The sequence below is a fragment of the Ruegeria sp. HKCCD7628 genome (assembly GCF_057221005.1).
Genome location: NZ_JBWVBA010000014.1, coordinates 56,480 through 72,622, shown reverse-complemented (window position 1 = coordinate 72,622; position 16,143 = coordinate 56,480). Strand labels below are relative to the sequence as shown.

The 16,143-nt window shown below is 57.6% G+C and carries 14 protein-coding genes; 7 read left to right on the top strand and 7 right to left on the bottom strand.

From position 1 onward, the window contains the following. Positions 1-33: 33 nt before the first annotated feature. The 7 genes from AC2TAD_RS20245 to AC2TAD_RS20215 all read left to right on the top strand — a co-directional run bounded on the left by AC2TAD_RS20245 (position 34) and on the right by AC2TAD_RS20215 (position 7,218). Positions 34-978: an ABC transporter permease gene (locus AC2TAD_RS20245; protein WP_170356484.1), complete on the top strand. Its 945-nt coding sequence runs from the start codon at positions 34-36 to the stop codon at positions 976-978. 1 nt (position 979) lies between these two features. After that, positions 980-1,843 (top strand): ABC transporter permease, encoded by an 864-nt coding sequence (locus tag AC2TAD_RS20240; protein WP_170356483.1) that lies wholly within the window; start codon positions 980-982, stop codon positions 1,841-1,843. 15 nt (positions 1,844-1,858) lie between these two features. Continuing rightward, positions 1,859-3,652 (top strand): gamma-glutamyltransferase family protein, encoded by a 1,794-nt coding sequence (locus AC2TAD_RS20235; protein ID WP_480870019.1) that lies wholly within the window; start codon positions 1,859-1,861, stop codon positions 3,650-3,652. A gap of 1 nt (position 3,653) precedes the next feature. Continuing rightward, positions 3,654-4,403: a DUF1028 domain-containing protein gene (locus tag AC2TAD_RS20230; RefSeq protein WP_480870017.1), complete on the top strand. Its 750-nt coding sequence runs from the start codon at positions 3,654-3,656 to the stop codon at positions 4,401-4,403. Between the two features lie 3 nt (positions 4,404-4,406). After that, positions 4,407-5,240 carry a sulfite exporter TauE/SafE family protein gene (locus tag AC2TAD_RS20225; protein WP_480870015.1) on the top strand — a complete coding sequence of 278 codons (834 nt, stop codon included), beginning with the start codon at positions 4,407-4,409 and terminating at the stop codon, positions 5,238-5,240. Between the two features lie 2 nt (positions 5,241-5,242). Next, positions 5,243-5,962, top strand: a complete 720-nt coding sequence (locus AC2TAD_RS20220; RefSeq protein WP_480870013.1) for a FadR/GntR family transcriptional regulator — start codon at positions 5,243-5,245, stop codon at positions 5,960-5,962. 119 nt (positions 5,963-6,081) lie between these two features. Beyond that, positions 6,082-7,218, top strand: coding sequence for an NADH:flavin oxidoreductase/NADH oxidase (locus AC2TAD_RS20215; protein ID WP_480870011.1), 1,137 nt, complete (start codon positions 6,082-6,084; stop codon positions 7,216-7,218). 105 nt (positions 7,219-7,323) lie between these two features. Here the strand turns inward: AC2TAD_RS20215 and AC2TAD_RS20210 are convergent, their stop codons facing one another. From AC2TAD_RS20210 to nadA, 7 genes are all read right to left on the bottom strand, one after another. Further along, positions 7,324-8,136 (bottom strand): IclR family transcriptional regulator, encoded by an 813-nt coding sequence (locus AC2TAD_RS20210; protein WP_480870009.1) that lies wholly within the window; start codon positions 8,134-8,136, stop codon positions 7,324-7,326. Positions 8,137-8,250: 114 nt separating this feature from the next. After that, positions 8,251-9,207: a substrate-binding domain-containing protein gene (locus AC2TAD_RS20205; RefSeq protein WP_480870007.1), complete on the bottom strand. Its 957-nt coding sequence runs from the start codon at positions 9,205-9,207 to the stop codon at positions 8,251-8,253. Positions 9,208-9,292: 85 nt separating this feature from the next. Next, on the bottom strand, positions 9,293-10,576 hold the full coding sequence (locus AC2TAD_RS20200) for an ABC transporter permease (RefSeq protein ID WP_214648691.1): 1,284 nt from the start codon (positions 10,574-10,576) through the stop codon (positions 9,293-9,295). Between the two features lie 40 nt (positions 10,577-10,616). Further along, positions 10,617-12,167, bottom strand: coding sequence for a sugar ABC transporter ATP-binding protein (locus AC2TAD_RS20195; RefSeq protein WP_480870005.1), 1,551 nt, complete (start codon positions 12,165-12,167; stop codon positions 10,617-10,619). Between the two features lie 401 nt (positions 12,168-12,568). Further along, positions 12,569-13,417, bottom strand: a complete 849-nt coding sequence (gene nadC / locus AC2TAD_RS20190; protein ID WP_480870003.1) for a carboxylating nicotinate-nucleotide diphosphorylase — start codon at positions 13,415-13,417, stop codon at positions 12,569-12,571. Beyond that, positions 13,414-14,976 carry an L-aspartate oxidase gene (locus AC2TAD_RS20185; RefSeq protein ID WP_480870001.1) on the bottom strand — a complete coding sequence of 521 codons (1,563 nt, stop codon included), beginning with the start codon at positions 14,974-14,976 and terminating at the stop codon, positions 13,414-13,416. Before AC2TAD_RS20185 ends, nadC begins: the two co-directional genes overlap by 4 nt. A gap of 8 nt (positions 14,977-14,984) precedes the next feature. Continuing rightward, the gene (gene nadA, locus AC2TAD_RS20180; protein ID WP_480869999.1) at positions 14,985-16,037 is read right to left on the bottom strand and encodes a quinolinate synthase NadA; all 1,053 of its coding nucleotides are present in this window, start codon (positions 16,035-16,037) and stop codon (positions 14,985-14,987) included. Positions 16,038-16,143: the final 106 nt, after the last annotated feature.

Below are 16,143 nucleotides of genomic sequence, written 5' to 3'. Positions count from 1 at the left end.
GCCGGGCGGGTATTTTAACCGAAAGCCCCTGTTATGCTGTCTTTCATTCTGCGTCGCATCCTGATTGCGATCCCCACGATCCTGCTGATCTCGATCTTCGTGTTCAGCCTGCAAAAGCTGTTGCCGGGCGACCCTGTGCTGGCCATGGCAGGCGAAGAGCGCGACCCCGAAGTGCTGGAATTCCTGCGCGAGAAATACCGCCTGAACGATCCGATCCCGGTACAATATCTGACATGGGTCGGTAACGCGTTGCAGGGGGATTTGGGCATTTCGCTGCGCACCAATCAGCCCGTGACCGAGCTGATTGCGGAAAAGCTGCCGGTGACGATCCAGCTTGCCATCATGGCGATCCTGTTTGCGCTGGTGATCGGGATACCGGCGGGCATTTTGTCGGCGGTCAAGAAAGGTACTATTACAGACTACATTGCCAATATCGTGGCTCTGTCCGGGCTTTCCATTCCGAATTTCTGGCTGGGGATCATGCTGATCCTGCTGGTTTCCGTGAAACTGAACCTGCTGCCAGCCTCAGGCTATGTACCCCTGTCCGAGGACCCTGTGAAATCCATCACCACCATGCTTATGCCCGCCTTTGTGCTGGGTACCGCACTGGCCGCGACGCTGATGCGACATACCCGGTCGGCGATGCTGGGTGTGCTGAAATCCGACTATGTCCGCACTGCACGTGCCAAGGGTCTGTATGAGCGCCGCGTGGTGCTGAAACACGCCTTCCGCAACGCGCTGACCCCGATTGTGACCCTGACCGCCTTGCTGTTTGGAGAGCTGATTGCAGGTGCCGTCTTGACCGAACAGATTTTCACCATTCCCGGCTTCGGCAAGATGGTCGTCGATGCAGTGTTCAACCGTGATTACGCTGTGGTGCAGGGCATCGTGCTGGTCACAGCCGTGGGGTTCATCGTGATGAACCTGTTGGCTGACGTGGCCTATGTGCTGTTGAACCCCCGTCTGAGGAATGCGTGACATGGCCCTAGCTGATCCCATCCTGTCCCGCCGCCCGGAAAATCGGGTCTGGAAGAAATTCCGCACGCACAAAAGCGCCATGCTGGGCGGTTTTCTGGTTACGTTTTTCGTGCTGATTGCCCTTCTGGCCCCGATCCTGCCGGTTCCCGACCCGGCGGCGACCGACTGGGGGGCGGTGCGCAAACCACCCACCGCAGCGCATCCATTCGGCACCGACGAAATCGGCAGGGATGTCCTGTCCCGCATGATCTGGGGCGCGCAGGCGTCGCTGCTGGCAGGTGTTGTCTCGGTCGGGATTGCGGTGCTTCTGGGCGTCCCGCTTGGCATAATCGCGGGCTATTTCGGCGGCTGGATCGATGCCATCATCTCGCGCTGCACTGAGGCCCTTTTGGCGGCTCCGTTCCTGATCCTCGCCATCGCTCTGGCGGCGTTTTTGGGGCCGTCCCTGACCAACGCGATGATCGCCATTGGCCTGTCTGCGACCCCTGTCTTCATACGCCTGACCCGTGGGCAAGTGCTGTCGGTTCGGGCCGAGGACTACGTCACCTCAGCCCGTGCCATCGGCTTGCCGACCTCGAAAATCCTCAGCCGCTACATTTTCCCCAACGTGCTGCCGCCGGTTCTGGTGCAGGCCACTCTGACCATCGCCACCGCCATCATTGCCGAGGCGTCACTGTCTTTCCTTGGCCTTGGGCAACAGCCACCTGCGCCCAGCTGGGGCTCGATGCTGAACACGGCGAAAAACTTCCTCAATCAAGCCCCGTGGATGGCCATGTGGCCGGGCATTGCAATCTTCCTTGTGGTGCTGGGGTTCAACCTTCTGGGCGATGGGCTGCGCGATGCGCTGGACCCGCGCGAACATTGATTTCGGAGACTAAGAATGACTGAATTCACCACCCGCCCCGAGATCCGAGGCACGTTTGGTGTCGTTACCTCGACCCATTGGATCGCCTCGGCTGTGGGCTTTGGCATTCTGGAAAAGGGCGGCAACGCCTTTGATGCTGCCGTCGCCACCGCGATGACACTGCAAGTGGTTGAACCCCAATTGAACGGACCCGCAGGCGATATGCCTGCCATTATCCACTCGGCCGAAACTGGCAAAACGCAGGTTCTGTGCGCCCAAGGGCCTGCACCTGCCGCAGCCACGATTGAACATTACACAGGGTTGGGCCTGAACCTGATCCCGGGTTCGGGGCTGTTGGCCACAGTCATCCCCGGAGCTTTCGATGGCTGGATGCTTATGCTGCGCGATCACGGCTCGCTACCGCTGCGGGACGTCATGGAACCTGCCATCGCTTATGCGAGGGATGGTCATCCCGTGCTGCCGCGTATTGCACATACAATCGACGGTCTTTCAGATTTTTTTGAAGACGAATGGCCCAGTTCGGCGGAAACCTGGGTGCCCGATGGCAAAGCGCCCGAGCCGCACAGTATTTTCGCCAATCCCGATCTGGCAGCGACCTATGAGCGAATAGTGACTGATGCCGAGGCCGCGCATGGCGATCGCACTGAACAGATTGATGCCGCCCGACGGCTATGGCGCGAAGGATTCGTCGCCGATCGTATTTTCGACTACCTGAGCGACGCCAAGGTCATGGATGTATCAGGCCAACGCAATGCAGGGGTCATGACCCCTGCTGACATGGCGAATTGGGAGGCAACTTATGAGGACACGCTGACCTATGAATACCACGGTTGGACGGTCCACAAGACACACGCCTGGAGCCAGGGTCCGGTCCTTTTGCAAACTTTGGCGATCCTCAAAGGGATAGACCTTGGCGCGATGGACCCGAGCGGGGCCGAGTTCGTCCATACAGTGATCGAGGCGATGAAGCTCGCCTATGCGGATCGCGAGGCCTATTACGGCGACCCCGATCACAGTGATATTCCAATGGACTATCTGCTGAGCGACGAATACGCCGCAGAACGTCGTGCGATGATTGGCGTAGATGCTTCGCAAGACCACCGCCCGGGTCGCGTCCCCGGGTTTGAACATTTGGCGGATGCCTATGTCGCCCGCGCGACGCAGGACTTTTCGGCCAGAACCGGAGCGAGCGCGGGTGAGCCGACGATGTCTCACCTGACAGAAAAACGCGGCGATACAGTGCATCTGGATGTGATCGACCGTTGGGGTAATATGGTTGCGGCCACGCCATCGGGGGGATGGTTGCAAAGCTCTCCGGTCATTCCGGGTCTGGGATTTCCGCTCAATAGCCGGGCACAGATGTTCTGGTTGGAACCCGGCCTGCCGACCTCACTGGCACCGGGGCGCAGGCCCCGAACGACACTGACGCCCAGTTTGGCTGAAAAGGACGGCGTCCAGCTGGTCTTCGGGACGCCTGGCGGAGATCAACAGGATCAATGGCAACTGATCTGGTTCCTGCGGTTCGTGCATTTCGGGCTGGGATTGCAGGAATGCATGGACGCGCCACTGTTCCATTCGATGCATTTTCAGGGGTCATTCTACCCGCGCGCCGCAGCGCCCGGTGAGATGATGATCGAGGCAACCTTTGGCGAGGCCGTGATTGAGGATCTGCGCGCACGTGGCCACAAGATCACTGTTGCTGATCCCTGGACGGTTGGACGCCTGACAGCGGCCTTGCGGGAAAAAGACGGATCAATGCGCGCGGCGGCAACGCCGCGCTTGATGCAGGCCTATGCGGTAGGACGTTAAAATGACCTATTCTTTGATTGCAAAAGACCCGGAAACCGGTGCTATCGGCCTGATTGTGGCCAGCCGCTTTTTTGCCTGTGGCGCGCGAGTGCCCAATGTTGGTCCGCACTGTGCCATCGCCTCGCAAGCATTCTCAAACCCGGTTTGGGGCACCGAGGGGTTGCGGCGTCTTGAAGCCGGAGAAACTGCGCAATCGGTACTAGACGATCTGGTTGCTCGTGATATCGGTCGCGATGCACGACAAGCGCATCTGATGGATGCGCAGGGCAATTTTGCAGCCTATACCGGGTCGGCCTGTGTCGAGTGGGCGGGGCACCGGATTGGTCAAACACATTCGGTCGCCGGCAACATGCTGGTTGGGCCAGAGGTTGTGGATGCGACCTTTGAAACCTATACCTCTGAAACCGCGCTGCCGTTTCCCGAACGTCTGATGGCCGCGATGGAGGCGGGAGAGCGCGCAGGTGGCGACAAGCGTGGCAAGCAAGCCGCCGGTCTGGTCATCAATCGGGGCGAGGCACATTCCTGGTTGGATATGCGCAGCGATGACCATGCCGATCCGCTGGCCGAGTTGAGACGCCTCTATGACGTAGCCGGTGAGCGTTATCTGCATTTCGCCGAGGCGATGCCGAGTGAACGGAACTTCTCGGGCAATCCTGATCGCACCGCATTGGACGCCGCAATTGCCGAGGCCGAGGCCAAACGTCAGGCTGAAGGACGGGTTAGCCGTTCACTGGCCACCGATCCGGCGTGATGCATGGGTGGGATTGACCTTTCCACATTGGCAACATTGGTCGCAATTGCGGCAGCGGCCGGTGTGTTCGGCGGTATTTTGGCCGGGCTTTTGGGGGTTGGAGGCGGGATTGTCATCGTTCCTGCGCTGTACTTTGCGCTATCGCTGACAGGCAGTGATCCTGCGCTAACCATGCAGGTGGCGGTTGGTACATCGCTGGCCACCATTGTTTTCACTTCGCTGTCTTCAAGCTGGGGCCACTACAAACGCGGCGCGCTGGACATGGCGCTGCTGAAACGCTGGGCCCCCGCCATTTTGATCGGAGTGGTTATTGGTGGCTTGTTGGGTGGAGTGGTCAGTGGCTACATCCTTGTTGCTGTCTTTGCTACTGTGGCAGCGTTGGTTGCGTTGGACATGATCTTTCGCAAGCCCGGTGGAGATGGACCTCCGCGCAGCTTTTCACCACGCGTGTGGGCGGCTACGGGCGTTGCCGCAGGGGGGATATCGGCGATGATGGGCATTGGCGGCGGTACGGTCTGTGTCCCGGTGCTGAACTTTCTGGGTTACGATATACGTCGTTCCGTCGGTACGTCCGCCGCGATCGGATTTGTCATAGGTCTGCCCGGAGCTTTGATTTATGCGGGTACGGGCCTGGGACAAACGGGCTTGCCTCCTTTTTCCATTGGCTACGTTAATTTGATCGCCGCCGTGTTGATCATTCCGCTGACGACCAGCTTTGCGCATGTCGGAGTCCGCATTGCACACACCATTTCGCAACGTGCGTTACGGCTTGCTTTTGGTGCGTTCCTGATGCTTACGTCCCTGCGCATGTTTTATGACTTGATCGGAGCGTTCTGACCTTGGGGACCTGTCCAACAGACACAGAGCTGACCGCAGCATTGCGCGCAGGGATCGAATCCGGCGCGTTCCTAAAAAACGGAAAGCTGCTGCCCGAGCGAGCCTTGGCCGAGGCGCTGACCGTAACGCGGGCCCGCATGCGACGTATACTGGATCGGTTGGAGGAAGACGGTACCGTTTTTCGCAGGCACGGGCAGGGGACGTTTGTGTCGCCACCACCCGCTGTTAGAGCAAGCCCCTTCCGGGCTGTCGCGGCCAAGGTAATGCCGCGCGATGTCATGGAAGTCCGCTTGGAAATCGAACCTGCGCTGGCGGCGTTGGCAGCGCAACGCGCCTCGGTCAAAGAGCTGCGAACGCTGGAACAATTGATGCGCGCGACGTTGGATGCGGCGGATACGCAAGCCTATGGGGTTGCGGATGACGTGTTCCACTACAAGATCGCGGAACTTGCCCACAATCCGTTGTTTCTGACTGTGTACGACTCGATCCGAGCGGTCAGGAAACAAGCGGAATGGACACGGCAGCGGGAAACGCAATACTCACCGTCGACCCTTACCCGTTTGGGAGAACAACACGAGCAACTGTTCAGCAGCATTGCGTCACGCGACAGTCAGGCAGCAGCAGAAATCATGCAGTCGCATCTTTTATCGGTTTCGAATGCCATGCTGCGCGAGAGAACATATGGGCAGACCCAAACCCTCTCCGATTTGGCTGAGGAGTGATTTCACGGTTTGAACCCGCATCTGATCTCATGGAGATGTGACCTCGCTGGTCCGAGATTCATTTAGGATGCGGGCAAGGCCGAAGCTATGATAACTTACGACCCGTTGGAGTGACCTAAATGCCTTCACTTTTCAGCGCCTTTGAATTGCGAGGCGTGACGTTCAAAAACCGTGTTTCGGTTTCTCCGATGAGTCAGTACCGGGCGCAAGATGGTCTCGCAAACGATTGGCATCTTGTGCATCTGGGGCGGTTTGCGATGGGTGGTGCGGCGCTGGTTTATGCCGAGGCGACAGCGGTCACGCGCGATGGGCGCCGGACACCGGGCGATCTTGGGTTGTGGGACGACAGCCAAATCGCGCCCTTGGCAAGGATCGCTGATTTTATAACACGCGAAGGGGCAGTTCCGGGTATCCAACTTAGTTACGCAGGGCGAAAAGCGTCTGAGCGACGACCTTGGCACGGTGAAACGCCGTTGGACGATGAAGACGTTTCAGTTCGCAGCGAACATGCGTGGCCAGCTATGGCGCCGTCTGCTTTGCCTTATGCAGAGGGATGGCCTACGCCGCGCGAAATGTCGGACTACGATATACAGGCCGTCATCTCAGCTTTTGGGGCAGCAGCCAAGCGGGCCAAAACTGCGGGTTTTAAAGTCCTTGAGGTCTATGCCGCGCATGGCTTTTTGGTGCACCAGTTTCTGTCGCCGATCACCAACCAAAGGCAAGACAAGTGGGGTGGCAACACTGAGAACCGGGCACGTTTTGCGGTCGAGGTCGCGCGTGAAATCCGTCGGAACTGGCCGGAGGATCTACCGCTTGCTTTTCGGTTATCTGCCACTGATTGGATGGACAATGGGCTTACTCCGGAAGATACGGTGGACATCGCCATAGCGCTGAAGTCAGCTGGGGTAGACCTTATCGACTGCAGTTCGGGCGGGATCGGAGGCAAGGACCGGCCGCAACGTATGACCATCGAACACGGATTTCAGGTGCCGTTCGCAGCGCAGGTACGGTCAGAGGCCGACATTCCGACTATGGCCGTCGGCTTTCTTTGGGATGCCGCTGCGTGCGACACGTTGATCGACCGCGGAGACGCGGACATGATCGCCCTCGCGCGCGAGTTGCTTGATGATCCGAACTGGCCCTTGCACGCGGCAAGCCAGCTTGGGCGGAACGCTGACCATACCTTGTGGCCGGTTGAGTCAGGATGGTGGTTGATGAAACGCGATCGTTTGCTGTCGAAACTCGGTCTGAGATAATTTGAATTTTCCGCTTTGGAATCCGCGAAACTTCCGTCCGCTGATGTTCCAGCGCTTGTTCTTGAGAAGCACGGACAAGGTTCAGTGAAGCCTCGAAAGGTTGCTTTAGATCATTTGATGCCAAGACGATCGGGGCAATGGCATTCGGGTCGCGATGCTTTCCTGCAGTTGTGCTGCCGTTGACCTCAGGGCGTCAATGACCATTTCTCTTCGGTTGTCGATCAGGGCCGTTGCGAAATGAGGAATGGTTAGGGCTGCGATGACTGCTTTGCCCGGAGCATGCCTCACCGGAGCCGAAATCTCGTTGATGGCCTGACTTTCAGGGCTGCTTAGAGAGATATAGTTTTGAATCTCGCACGCTGCGGCCAGATCAGCGAACTCGTTCAGGTGCTCCTCGTCATGGCCGGGTGAAAGCTTCTCCAGCAGTTCCAGCTGCGCTTTTTTTGTTTCCAGTTCTGACAGGAAGCAGACCCCGGCAGAAGTTGGGAAGATTGGGCTGTTATACCCGACCTGCACTGTCACACCGTAGTTTTGCGAAGACGAAACACTGTTGATAACGACAAGATCGCCGGAGCCGCTGGGCACCCAAAGGTGGTTGGACAGTTCAGTTTCTTCGGCAAGACGTTCCATATAGGGTTCGGCCAGTTCGGCGAGTTTGCTGTTATCCGTGCGATCTCCGCCCAACAGCGCCAGTTTACCGGTCAAGCGAAACAAATCGCCTTCCTGACGCTCAATATATCCGCGCTCTTCCAAAACGATCATCATGCGGAAGATTTCGTTTTTTGAACGCCCAATTCCCTGCGCCAATTGTGAAAGGGTGGGAAAGACATCCGAAAGCGACAAAAACTCTAGAATATCCAGCCCTTTTTCCAAGGCGGGGGCCGAGTATTTCTGAAGCTTGGTCTTTTCTTCGGACATCGGGTTTCCTTTTTATCGGTGCTTTCTCAAAAAAAACCGCAGGGGCGCAAGCCCCTGCGTGTCCGGTCGACCATCCCGACAGGGAGGAGAAAGGGTGCCGACCTGAACAGTCTTTTATAGACCGTTCTTTTTCAGGACTTCACCAGCGTTCTCAGAGGTGATCGCTTCGGTGCCCATAACAACCGATTTCGGTACTTCTTCACCTTTCAAGTGCTTCAGTGCCTGACGCAGGCCTTCTGCACCGGGGGTCGGGTACAGGAAGGTGGCCGACAGTTCGCCGTTTGCAACCCAGGTCACGCCTTCGCCGGGCAGAGCGTCAACACCGATGAAGATGATGTCATCCGCACGACCAGCATCTTTGGCGGCCAGATATGCGCCATAGGCCATGGGGTCGTTATGACCATAAACCATGGAGATGTCTTCGTAGTTGCGCAGGGCGGTCGACATGATGTCATACGCCTGATCCTGCTTCCAGTCGCCCGACTGCTGATCCAGCAGGAAGGTTACGCCGTCTTCGCCGTCAAAGGCTTCGTGGAAACCGTTGGCACGGTCATGTGCGGCTTGCGTACCCAGACCACCCCAGATTTCAACGATGGTGCCTTTGGCGCTACCTGCACCGCCCAACTGCTCAACCGCGAATTTACCGGCTTCACGACCGATCAGTTCGTTGTCGCCGCCAACCCACTGAACGAATTTGTCGGTGTCGACGTTACGGTCCAGCACAAAGACGGGGATACCCGCGTCGGTTGCCTGCTCGACCACACCGGTCAGGCCAGCGGATTCTTTCGGCGAGATCAGGATCGCGTCGACTTCCTGACGGATGAAGTTTTCAACGTCTGCAACCTGCTTTTCCGTGCGGTCGTTGGCGTCTGCGATGATCAGCTCGACATTGTCGTGCAGGTCCGCTTCGGCGCGCAGGTCTTTGTTGAACTGGACGCGCCAGGGTTCAACCGTCGTAACTTGCGAGAAACCGATCACATAGTTGTCAGCGGCCAGTACCATGGATGCCGAAAACGAGGTTACGAGCGCGGTGGCGGCCATCAGGCCCTTGCCAAATGTTCTTCTTTTCATAGTCTACTCCTTAGTCATGATGCGGGTTTCTCCAATGTTCCCGCGTTCTGATTGCTCTGACCTATTGTCCACCAAGACCTTCAGGTCAGAGCCTCCTCCCTCTGCCCAGGCGCTCTTTCGCCATGACAAAGATCTCTTCAAATCGCCCTTCCTGAAGCAGGACAGCGACCACGATGATGATGCCCTTCAGCACCAGCTGCGTGTTACTGTCGATGTTGTTCAATTGCAGGATATTGCTGAGGAAACCAAAGATCAGTACCCCAACGAACGTTCCCATGATTGCGCCGCGCCCACCCATCAGGCTGGTACCGCCGATGACAACGGCCGCAATTGCATCCAGTTCCAAGCCAAGACCCGCATCTGGTTTACCCTGACGGAACTGCGCCACATAGAGCACCCCGGCCAGCGCGGACAGACCACCCGCCAGCGCATAGGTGATGATCTTGTTGCGGCCGACATTGATGCCCGCCAGACGCGCGGCCTCTTCATTGCCGCCGATGGCCATCAGATAGCTGCCGAAGGTGGTGAAGCGTGTGACGAGGAAGAATACCAGCAACACACCCAGAAAGAACAGGCCCGGTACAGGGACGACGCCCCACAACAGTTCACGCAGCACTTCAAAATTTTCGGTCGCATTCGACCCAGTATAGACCGGATACACGGCCGTATCCTGCCCGGCGATCACGCGGGCCAGACCCAGCGCGCCCACCATCATCGCCAGCGTCACAATAAAGGGCTGCAGACGGCCATATACGATCAGCGCGCCGTTCACCGTGCCCATCACGGCACCAATGCAGGGCACCACGATCAGCACTGCCAAAACGCCGAATTTAGGCATCACCTGACCGGCCAGCCAGACCATTACACCGATGGCAATGGCGGCGGCGACCAGACGGCTCAGCATCCGCGAGGGCGCGCTGTCTGTCGGGTTGTCCGAGCTGCGGCTCAGGTTGTTTTGCACGAAATAGATCAGCGCTGCGATACAGACGAATAGTACGATCCCCGTGGCCGGAACCCCGAAATAGCTGGCAGCCGTCCAGCCTTCCTGCGTCAGCAGCATGGCGCAGATCACGGTTCCCAACGCCATGACCGAGCCCACGGACAAGTCGATTCCGGCAATAAAAATCACCATGGTCATGCCCACGGCGACAATCCCTGTAACCGAAACCTGACGTAGAATGTCGGTCAGGTTGCCCAACGACAGAAAGATGTTGTTGCCTTTGGACGACAACGGCGAGGTCAACGCCCCAAACAGGATCAGAGCGAACAGGCCCCAATATAGTTTGGTCTTGCCCAAAAGGCGCATTAACGTCGCCGCGCTGGGGCGTTCGGGTTTCACTGTCGGGCTATTGGGTTCCATAACGGTCATGTTTTTTCTCTGGTTGGGCCAGTTCTAACGGTGTGTGCAGTCAGCGGAACTGCATCGCCAGGGCCTTGATTGAATCAACGGTCATCTCATCGCGCGAAAGCTCACCGGCCAACTGGCCTTCACACAAAACGATCATGCGGTCGCAGACAGCGATGAATTCGGACAGTTCCGAGCTGGCAAACAGCACCGAGATGCCCTGATCCGCCAGTCGTCCGACCAGATCGTAGATTTCGTCTTTGGCACCAATATCGATGCCACGAGTGGGTTCGTCCAAAAGCAATACTTGCGGTTGCGTCGCAAGCCATTTGCCAAGCACGACCTTTTGCTGGTTACCGCCGCTGAGTTTGCCGACCGGATGTTCGGGCCCGGTTGCGGCAACCTTCAAGGTCTCAATCGCGGTCAGAGCCTGCTTGCGTTGTTCAGCTTCGGAAAACCGACCAAAACGCGATTGCAGCGGCATCAGCGGCAGAGCAACATTGGACGCAATCGAGCGGTCAAGGATCAAGCCGTTGCCTTTACGGTCTTCTGTGATCAAAGCCAGCCCGTTGCGCACCCCGTCCTGGGGTTTGATTGGTCTTAGTTTCTTGCCTTCAAGTGTGATTTCGCCCTGATAGCTGGCACCACGCGCGCCGAACAGAGTTTCCAACAGTTCGGTCCGGCCTGCGCCCAACAGGCCGCCAACCCCAAGAACCTCTCCGCGCTTAAGCTCGAAGGACACATCATCCAGAACCTTGCGCTTGCCTTCCCAGGCGGACAGGTTTGCCACCTGCAGAACGGTTTCGTCGGTGGCCGGTGCATGGCGTTCGACCGGATTGATTTCAACCGTGCGTCCAACCATCATGTTGATCAGTTCGGCGGAAGTGGTTTCCGAGGCCAGCCGGGTCCCGATCTGATTGCCATCGCGCAGAACTGTAACGCGGTCAGAAATCTCGAACACTTCGTCCATCCGGTGCGAGATATAGACAACCGCAACACCCTGTAGCGCCAGATCGCGGACGACTTCCATGAGAATATCAGCTTCGGCTTGCGACAAAGCCGAGGTCGGCTCATCCATAATCAGAAGGCGCGCATTCATCAGCAGTGCACGGGCGATTTCTACCAACTGCTGCTCGCCAACACGCAAATCTTTGACCGGCGTGTCGATATCCAGAGTGAAGCCAAAGCGGGCCAACGCTTTGCTGGCCTTTTCCCGCAGCGCTTTGCGGTCGATGAACGTCCCAAATTTCCGGGGCTCGTGGCCCAGCAGAACATTTTCAGCCACGGTCATTTCCGGGATCAGGCTGAGTTCCTGATGCATGATGACGATACCATGCTTTTCAGCGTCCCTTGGCGCATCAAATTCCACGGTTTCGCCGTCGATCTGAAATGTCCCGAATGTCGGTTTTTGCACGCCGCTGATGATCTTCACCAGCGTACTTTTGCCCGCACCGTTTTCGCCCATCAGCGTGTGAATTTCACCACCGTCAATGACCAGGTCGACATCCCTTAGAACGGATACACCAGAAAACGACATGCCGATGCCATTGAGGGAAACCGTAACCTGGCTTTCCGTTCCTTGTTGTGCGCGCAGAGCAGATTCTTGCTTCGCCATCACAACGCCTCCCTTCGTTGATCTTAACGATTTACCGCAAAACGGTTTTATATACGAAACCACGTAGGTCTACAGAGCGTCAAGAGGTATTTTTGAATTTGAATTTGAAGGTAGGATGAGGCGCAAATAAAGTGTTTAACAATAATAGGTTATAAGACTCTCTGCGGACCCATCAGCTCTGCCATTTCCACGATTGCAGGTCGCTTGACCGACCGTTTTACATGCAAAACGGGTGGCGTGTTCGTTAAGAATCTTCCGTATTCCAAGCGTATTTGAGTCGGCGTGAATCGCCGTTTCGAACGGTTAATGACGGTCCCTTGATCCGGGGTCAGCGCGACGAATGTGGCTGACTTTGCGCGCGCTGAAAAACAATTTTTGGTAGCTTTGGGGCGTCGAACGGCTCAGAAGTCCAGCCCGATGTCAATCGATCGGTAAGAGTGCGTCAAAGCACCGGACGAGATGTAATCAACCCCTGTCGCGGCTACCGCCGCAACTGTAGCCTTGCTGATATTGCCCGATGCCTCGGTCACCAATCGGCCGTCCACCAACTTGACTGCCTTCGTCAGAACGTCTGGCGGCATGTTGTCAAGTAGCACGACGTCAGCACCGCCGACCTGGATCACCTCGGACAGTTGCTCCAGCGTATCGACCTCGATTTCGACTTTCATCATATGCGACGCGCGGGCTTTTGTTGCATCAAGCACAGCCCGCACACCGCCAGCGGCTGCGATATGATTGTCCTTGATCAGAATTGCATCCGATAGCGAGAAGCGATGGTTGAAACCGCCGCCGTGCAGCACGGCCTGCTTTTCCACCAGACGTAGCCCGGGTGTCGTTTTTCGCGTGCAGGTGATACGCGCCTTGGTGCCTTTGGTTTCAGCCACTAATTCCGAAGTGGCCGTTGCAACACCCATCATCCGCTGGGCGAAATTCAACGCCACGCGCTCTGCTGACAGGATTGAGGTGGCTCGGCCTTGGATTTTCATCAGTGTGTCGCCCTTGGCGCAGCTCTGGCCATCTTCGGTGTAGGTTGTGATGAGCAACGAGGGATCGACCAGACGGAACGCCAGCGCAGCCACTTGCATCCCTGAAACCACAGCATTTTCACGTGCCTCCAACCGTGCGGAATAGGTGACGTCCGCAGGGATCACTGTCTGAGTGGTGATATCGCCACAGGTACCCATATCTTCAGTCAGCGCGGACCGGACCAGAGGTTCCAGGATCATGTCTGGCAAAGCGGGGCGGGTCATGCTGCGTCCTTTGCTATGCGATCTCGCAAGGTGAGTGCCTGTGTCAGTGTCAGGCTGGATCGTTGACCGGTGCCACGATTGGGGTCGGGGAAATCGGACCGGTAATGCGCGCCGCGACTTTCGCGGCGTTGCAGCGCGGCGGTAGCGATCAGGGTGGCCGTAGCGGTCATGTTGAGAAACTGGTCTGACCCAAAGTGCTGGGCCTCAAGCGCGGCAATTCCGGATAGGGCTTGGCTCAGGCCAGCTTCTTCCCGTACCACGCCGACATGTTCCGTCATTATGCGGCGTAAAAGCATCAAATCTTGCTCATCGTCAGTTGTGCCGGGTGCCAAACGGATTTTGACTTCGGGTGCGCTCTTCACGGTGATTTGGCCCGCAATGTCCCGGGCACAGGATCGGGCAAACACCAAAGCTTCAAGCAACCCGTTTGATGCCAACCGGTTGGCGCCATGTAACCCGGTGGACGCCGCCTCGCCACAGGCCCAGAGCCCGGCCAACGAACTTCGCCCGAACAAATCTGTTTCTACGCCGCCCATATGGTAATGCGCTGACGCGGTCACAGGGATGGGGTCCCGTGTTGGGTCAACGCCATGACGCATACAGGCGCGTGTTACACCGGGAAAAATAATGCCGATGTCGGCACCGATCGCGCCGCGCGTGTCCAACGCTGGCCGCATGCCAGCTTTGGCTTGCAGATAAACGGCCCGCGCAACCGTATCTCTGGGGGCAAGCTCGGCATCGGGGTGGAAATCGGGCATGAACCGATGCCCGTTCTTGTCGACAAGAACGGCCCCCTCGCCGCGCAGTGCTTCGGTTGCCAAAGGGGTGGGGTCAGAGTCTACGTCGATTGCGGTGGGATGGAACTGTACAAATTCTGCGTCCGCGATGCGCGCACCAGCACGGGCAGCCATACCAATCCCTTGCCCGCGAATGCGCGTTGGGTTGGTGGTTTGCGCATAAAGGCCCGAAGATCCACCCGTTGCCAAAAGATAAGCGGCTCCGCGCAGCAACAGCTGCGCCGGGCCAGACCCAAGCGCACTTGTCAGGTAGACGCCTGTTACTTGCGTGCCGTCGCTTTCCAGCGCCACGGCCTGCGCGCCCTCGATAACCTGGATTGAAGGTGTCTCGCGCAGGGCTTTGATTAACGCGCGCATAATCTCGGCCCCGGCCTGATCACCTTTGACCCGCACGACCCGAGCAGTGGAGTGAGCGGCCTCACGCGACTGAACAAACTCGCCGCTTGCAGTACGGTCGAATCCAGTGCCAAGCGCAGAAAGGTCGAGGATATGCTCTGGCGCAGCTTGCGCCACAAACTCGGCCACTTCGCGCAAAACCGAGCCCGCACCCGCGCGCATCGTGTCGTCCGCATGGGCCTTTGGGCTGTCTGTCCGCGCCATGGCGGCTGCGATGCCACCCTGCGCCCAGGCTGAGCTTGCGCCAGAGCCCAGCGGTTCAGGCGAAATCATCACGACCGGGCAGGGCGCCAGCTTGAGAGCCGCATACACGGCGGCCAAACCAGCGCCAATGATAACCACTCGCGATGTTTCGATGGTTTGCATCTGCTGTGTCAAATGCCCAACTGGCGCGACAGGTCGATCATACGCTGAACCGAAAGACGTGCCTTTTCGGCGACCTGGGCGTCGACCTCGACTTGACCGGTCATCGTGTCCAGCGCGAACAGCACTTTCTCCAGCGTGATTTTCTTCATGTAAGGGCACATGTTGCATGGGCCGACAAATTCGACTTCGGGCAGTTCGTCCGCGATGTTGGACGCCATCGAACATTCGGTGATCAATAGTGCTTTCTCTGGCTTTTCGTCCGTGACATATTTGATGATACCGCTGGTTGAACCCGAGAAATCGGCCTCGGCCACCACGTCCGGCGGGCATTCGGGATGCGCGATCAAGCGGGTTCCGGGGTTCCATTCGCGAAAGTCGCGCAGGTCACTGGCCGAATATTGCTCGTGAACGATGCACGAGCCCTCCCACCACACGACGTTTTTCTGCGGAACTTCGCGTGCCACGTTCTGCGCCAGATACTGGTCGGGCGTCATGATGACGGTCTCACTGTCCTGTGCCGCCACGATTTGTGCCGCATTCGACGAGGTGCAACAGATGTCTGAGGCTGCCTTTACCTCGGCTGTTGTGTTCACATAGGACACAACCGGTGCACCGGGATATCGGCGGCGCATTTCCGCGATGCCTTCGGCGGTGATCGATTCCGCCAAAGAGCACCCTGCCTCCATATCCGGCATTAGAACCGTTTTTTCGGGGCTGAGAATTTTGGACGTTTCGGCCATGAAATGAACGCCGCATTGAACGATCACCTCGGCCTCGACCTCGGTGGCCTTGATCGCCAGTTGCAGGCTGTCACCGCCGAAATCGGAAATACCGTGGTAGATCTCGGGCGTCATGTAGTTGTGTCCCAAGATGACCGCGTTGCGGTTTACCTTGAGTTCATTGATCGCCTTTACATATGGCGCATAAATCGCCCAATCCGCCGGAGAGACCACACGCGACATGCGGTCATATATATCGCTCATGCTTGCGGCAAGCTCAGGCGACGGGGTCAGGTCGTATTTTTCGGAGAGGTGCGCGCGCTGCGCGGGTAGGTCGAACACGGGGCTGTTTTTCTGCCTTACAATCTTTTGGCGCTCTGACTATCGGATTTCGTTTATATTGAACACCAGTCAATAAAGGAAAATGTGCTGTTTTTTGCAGCTTCTG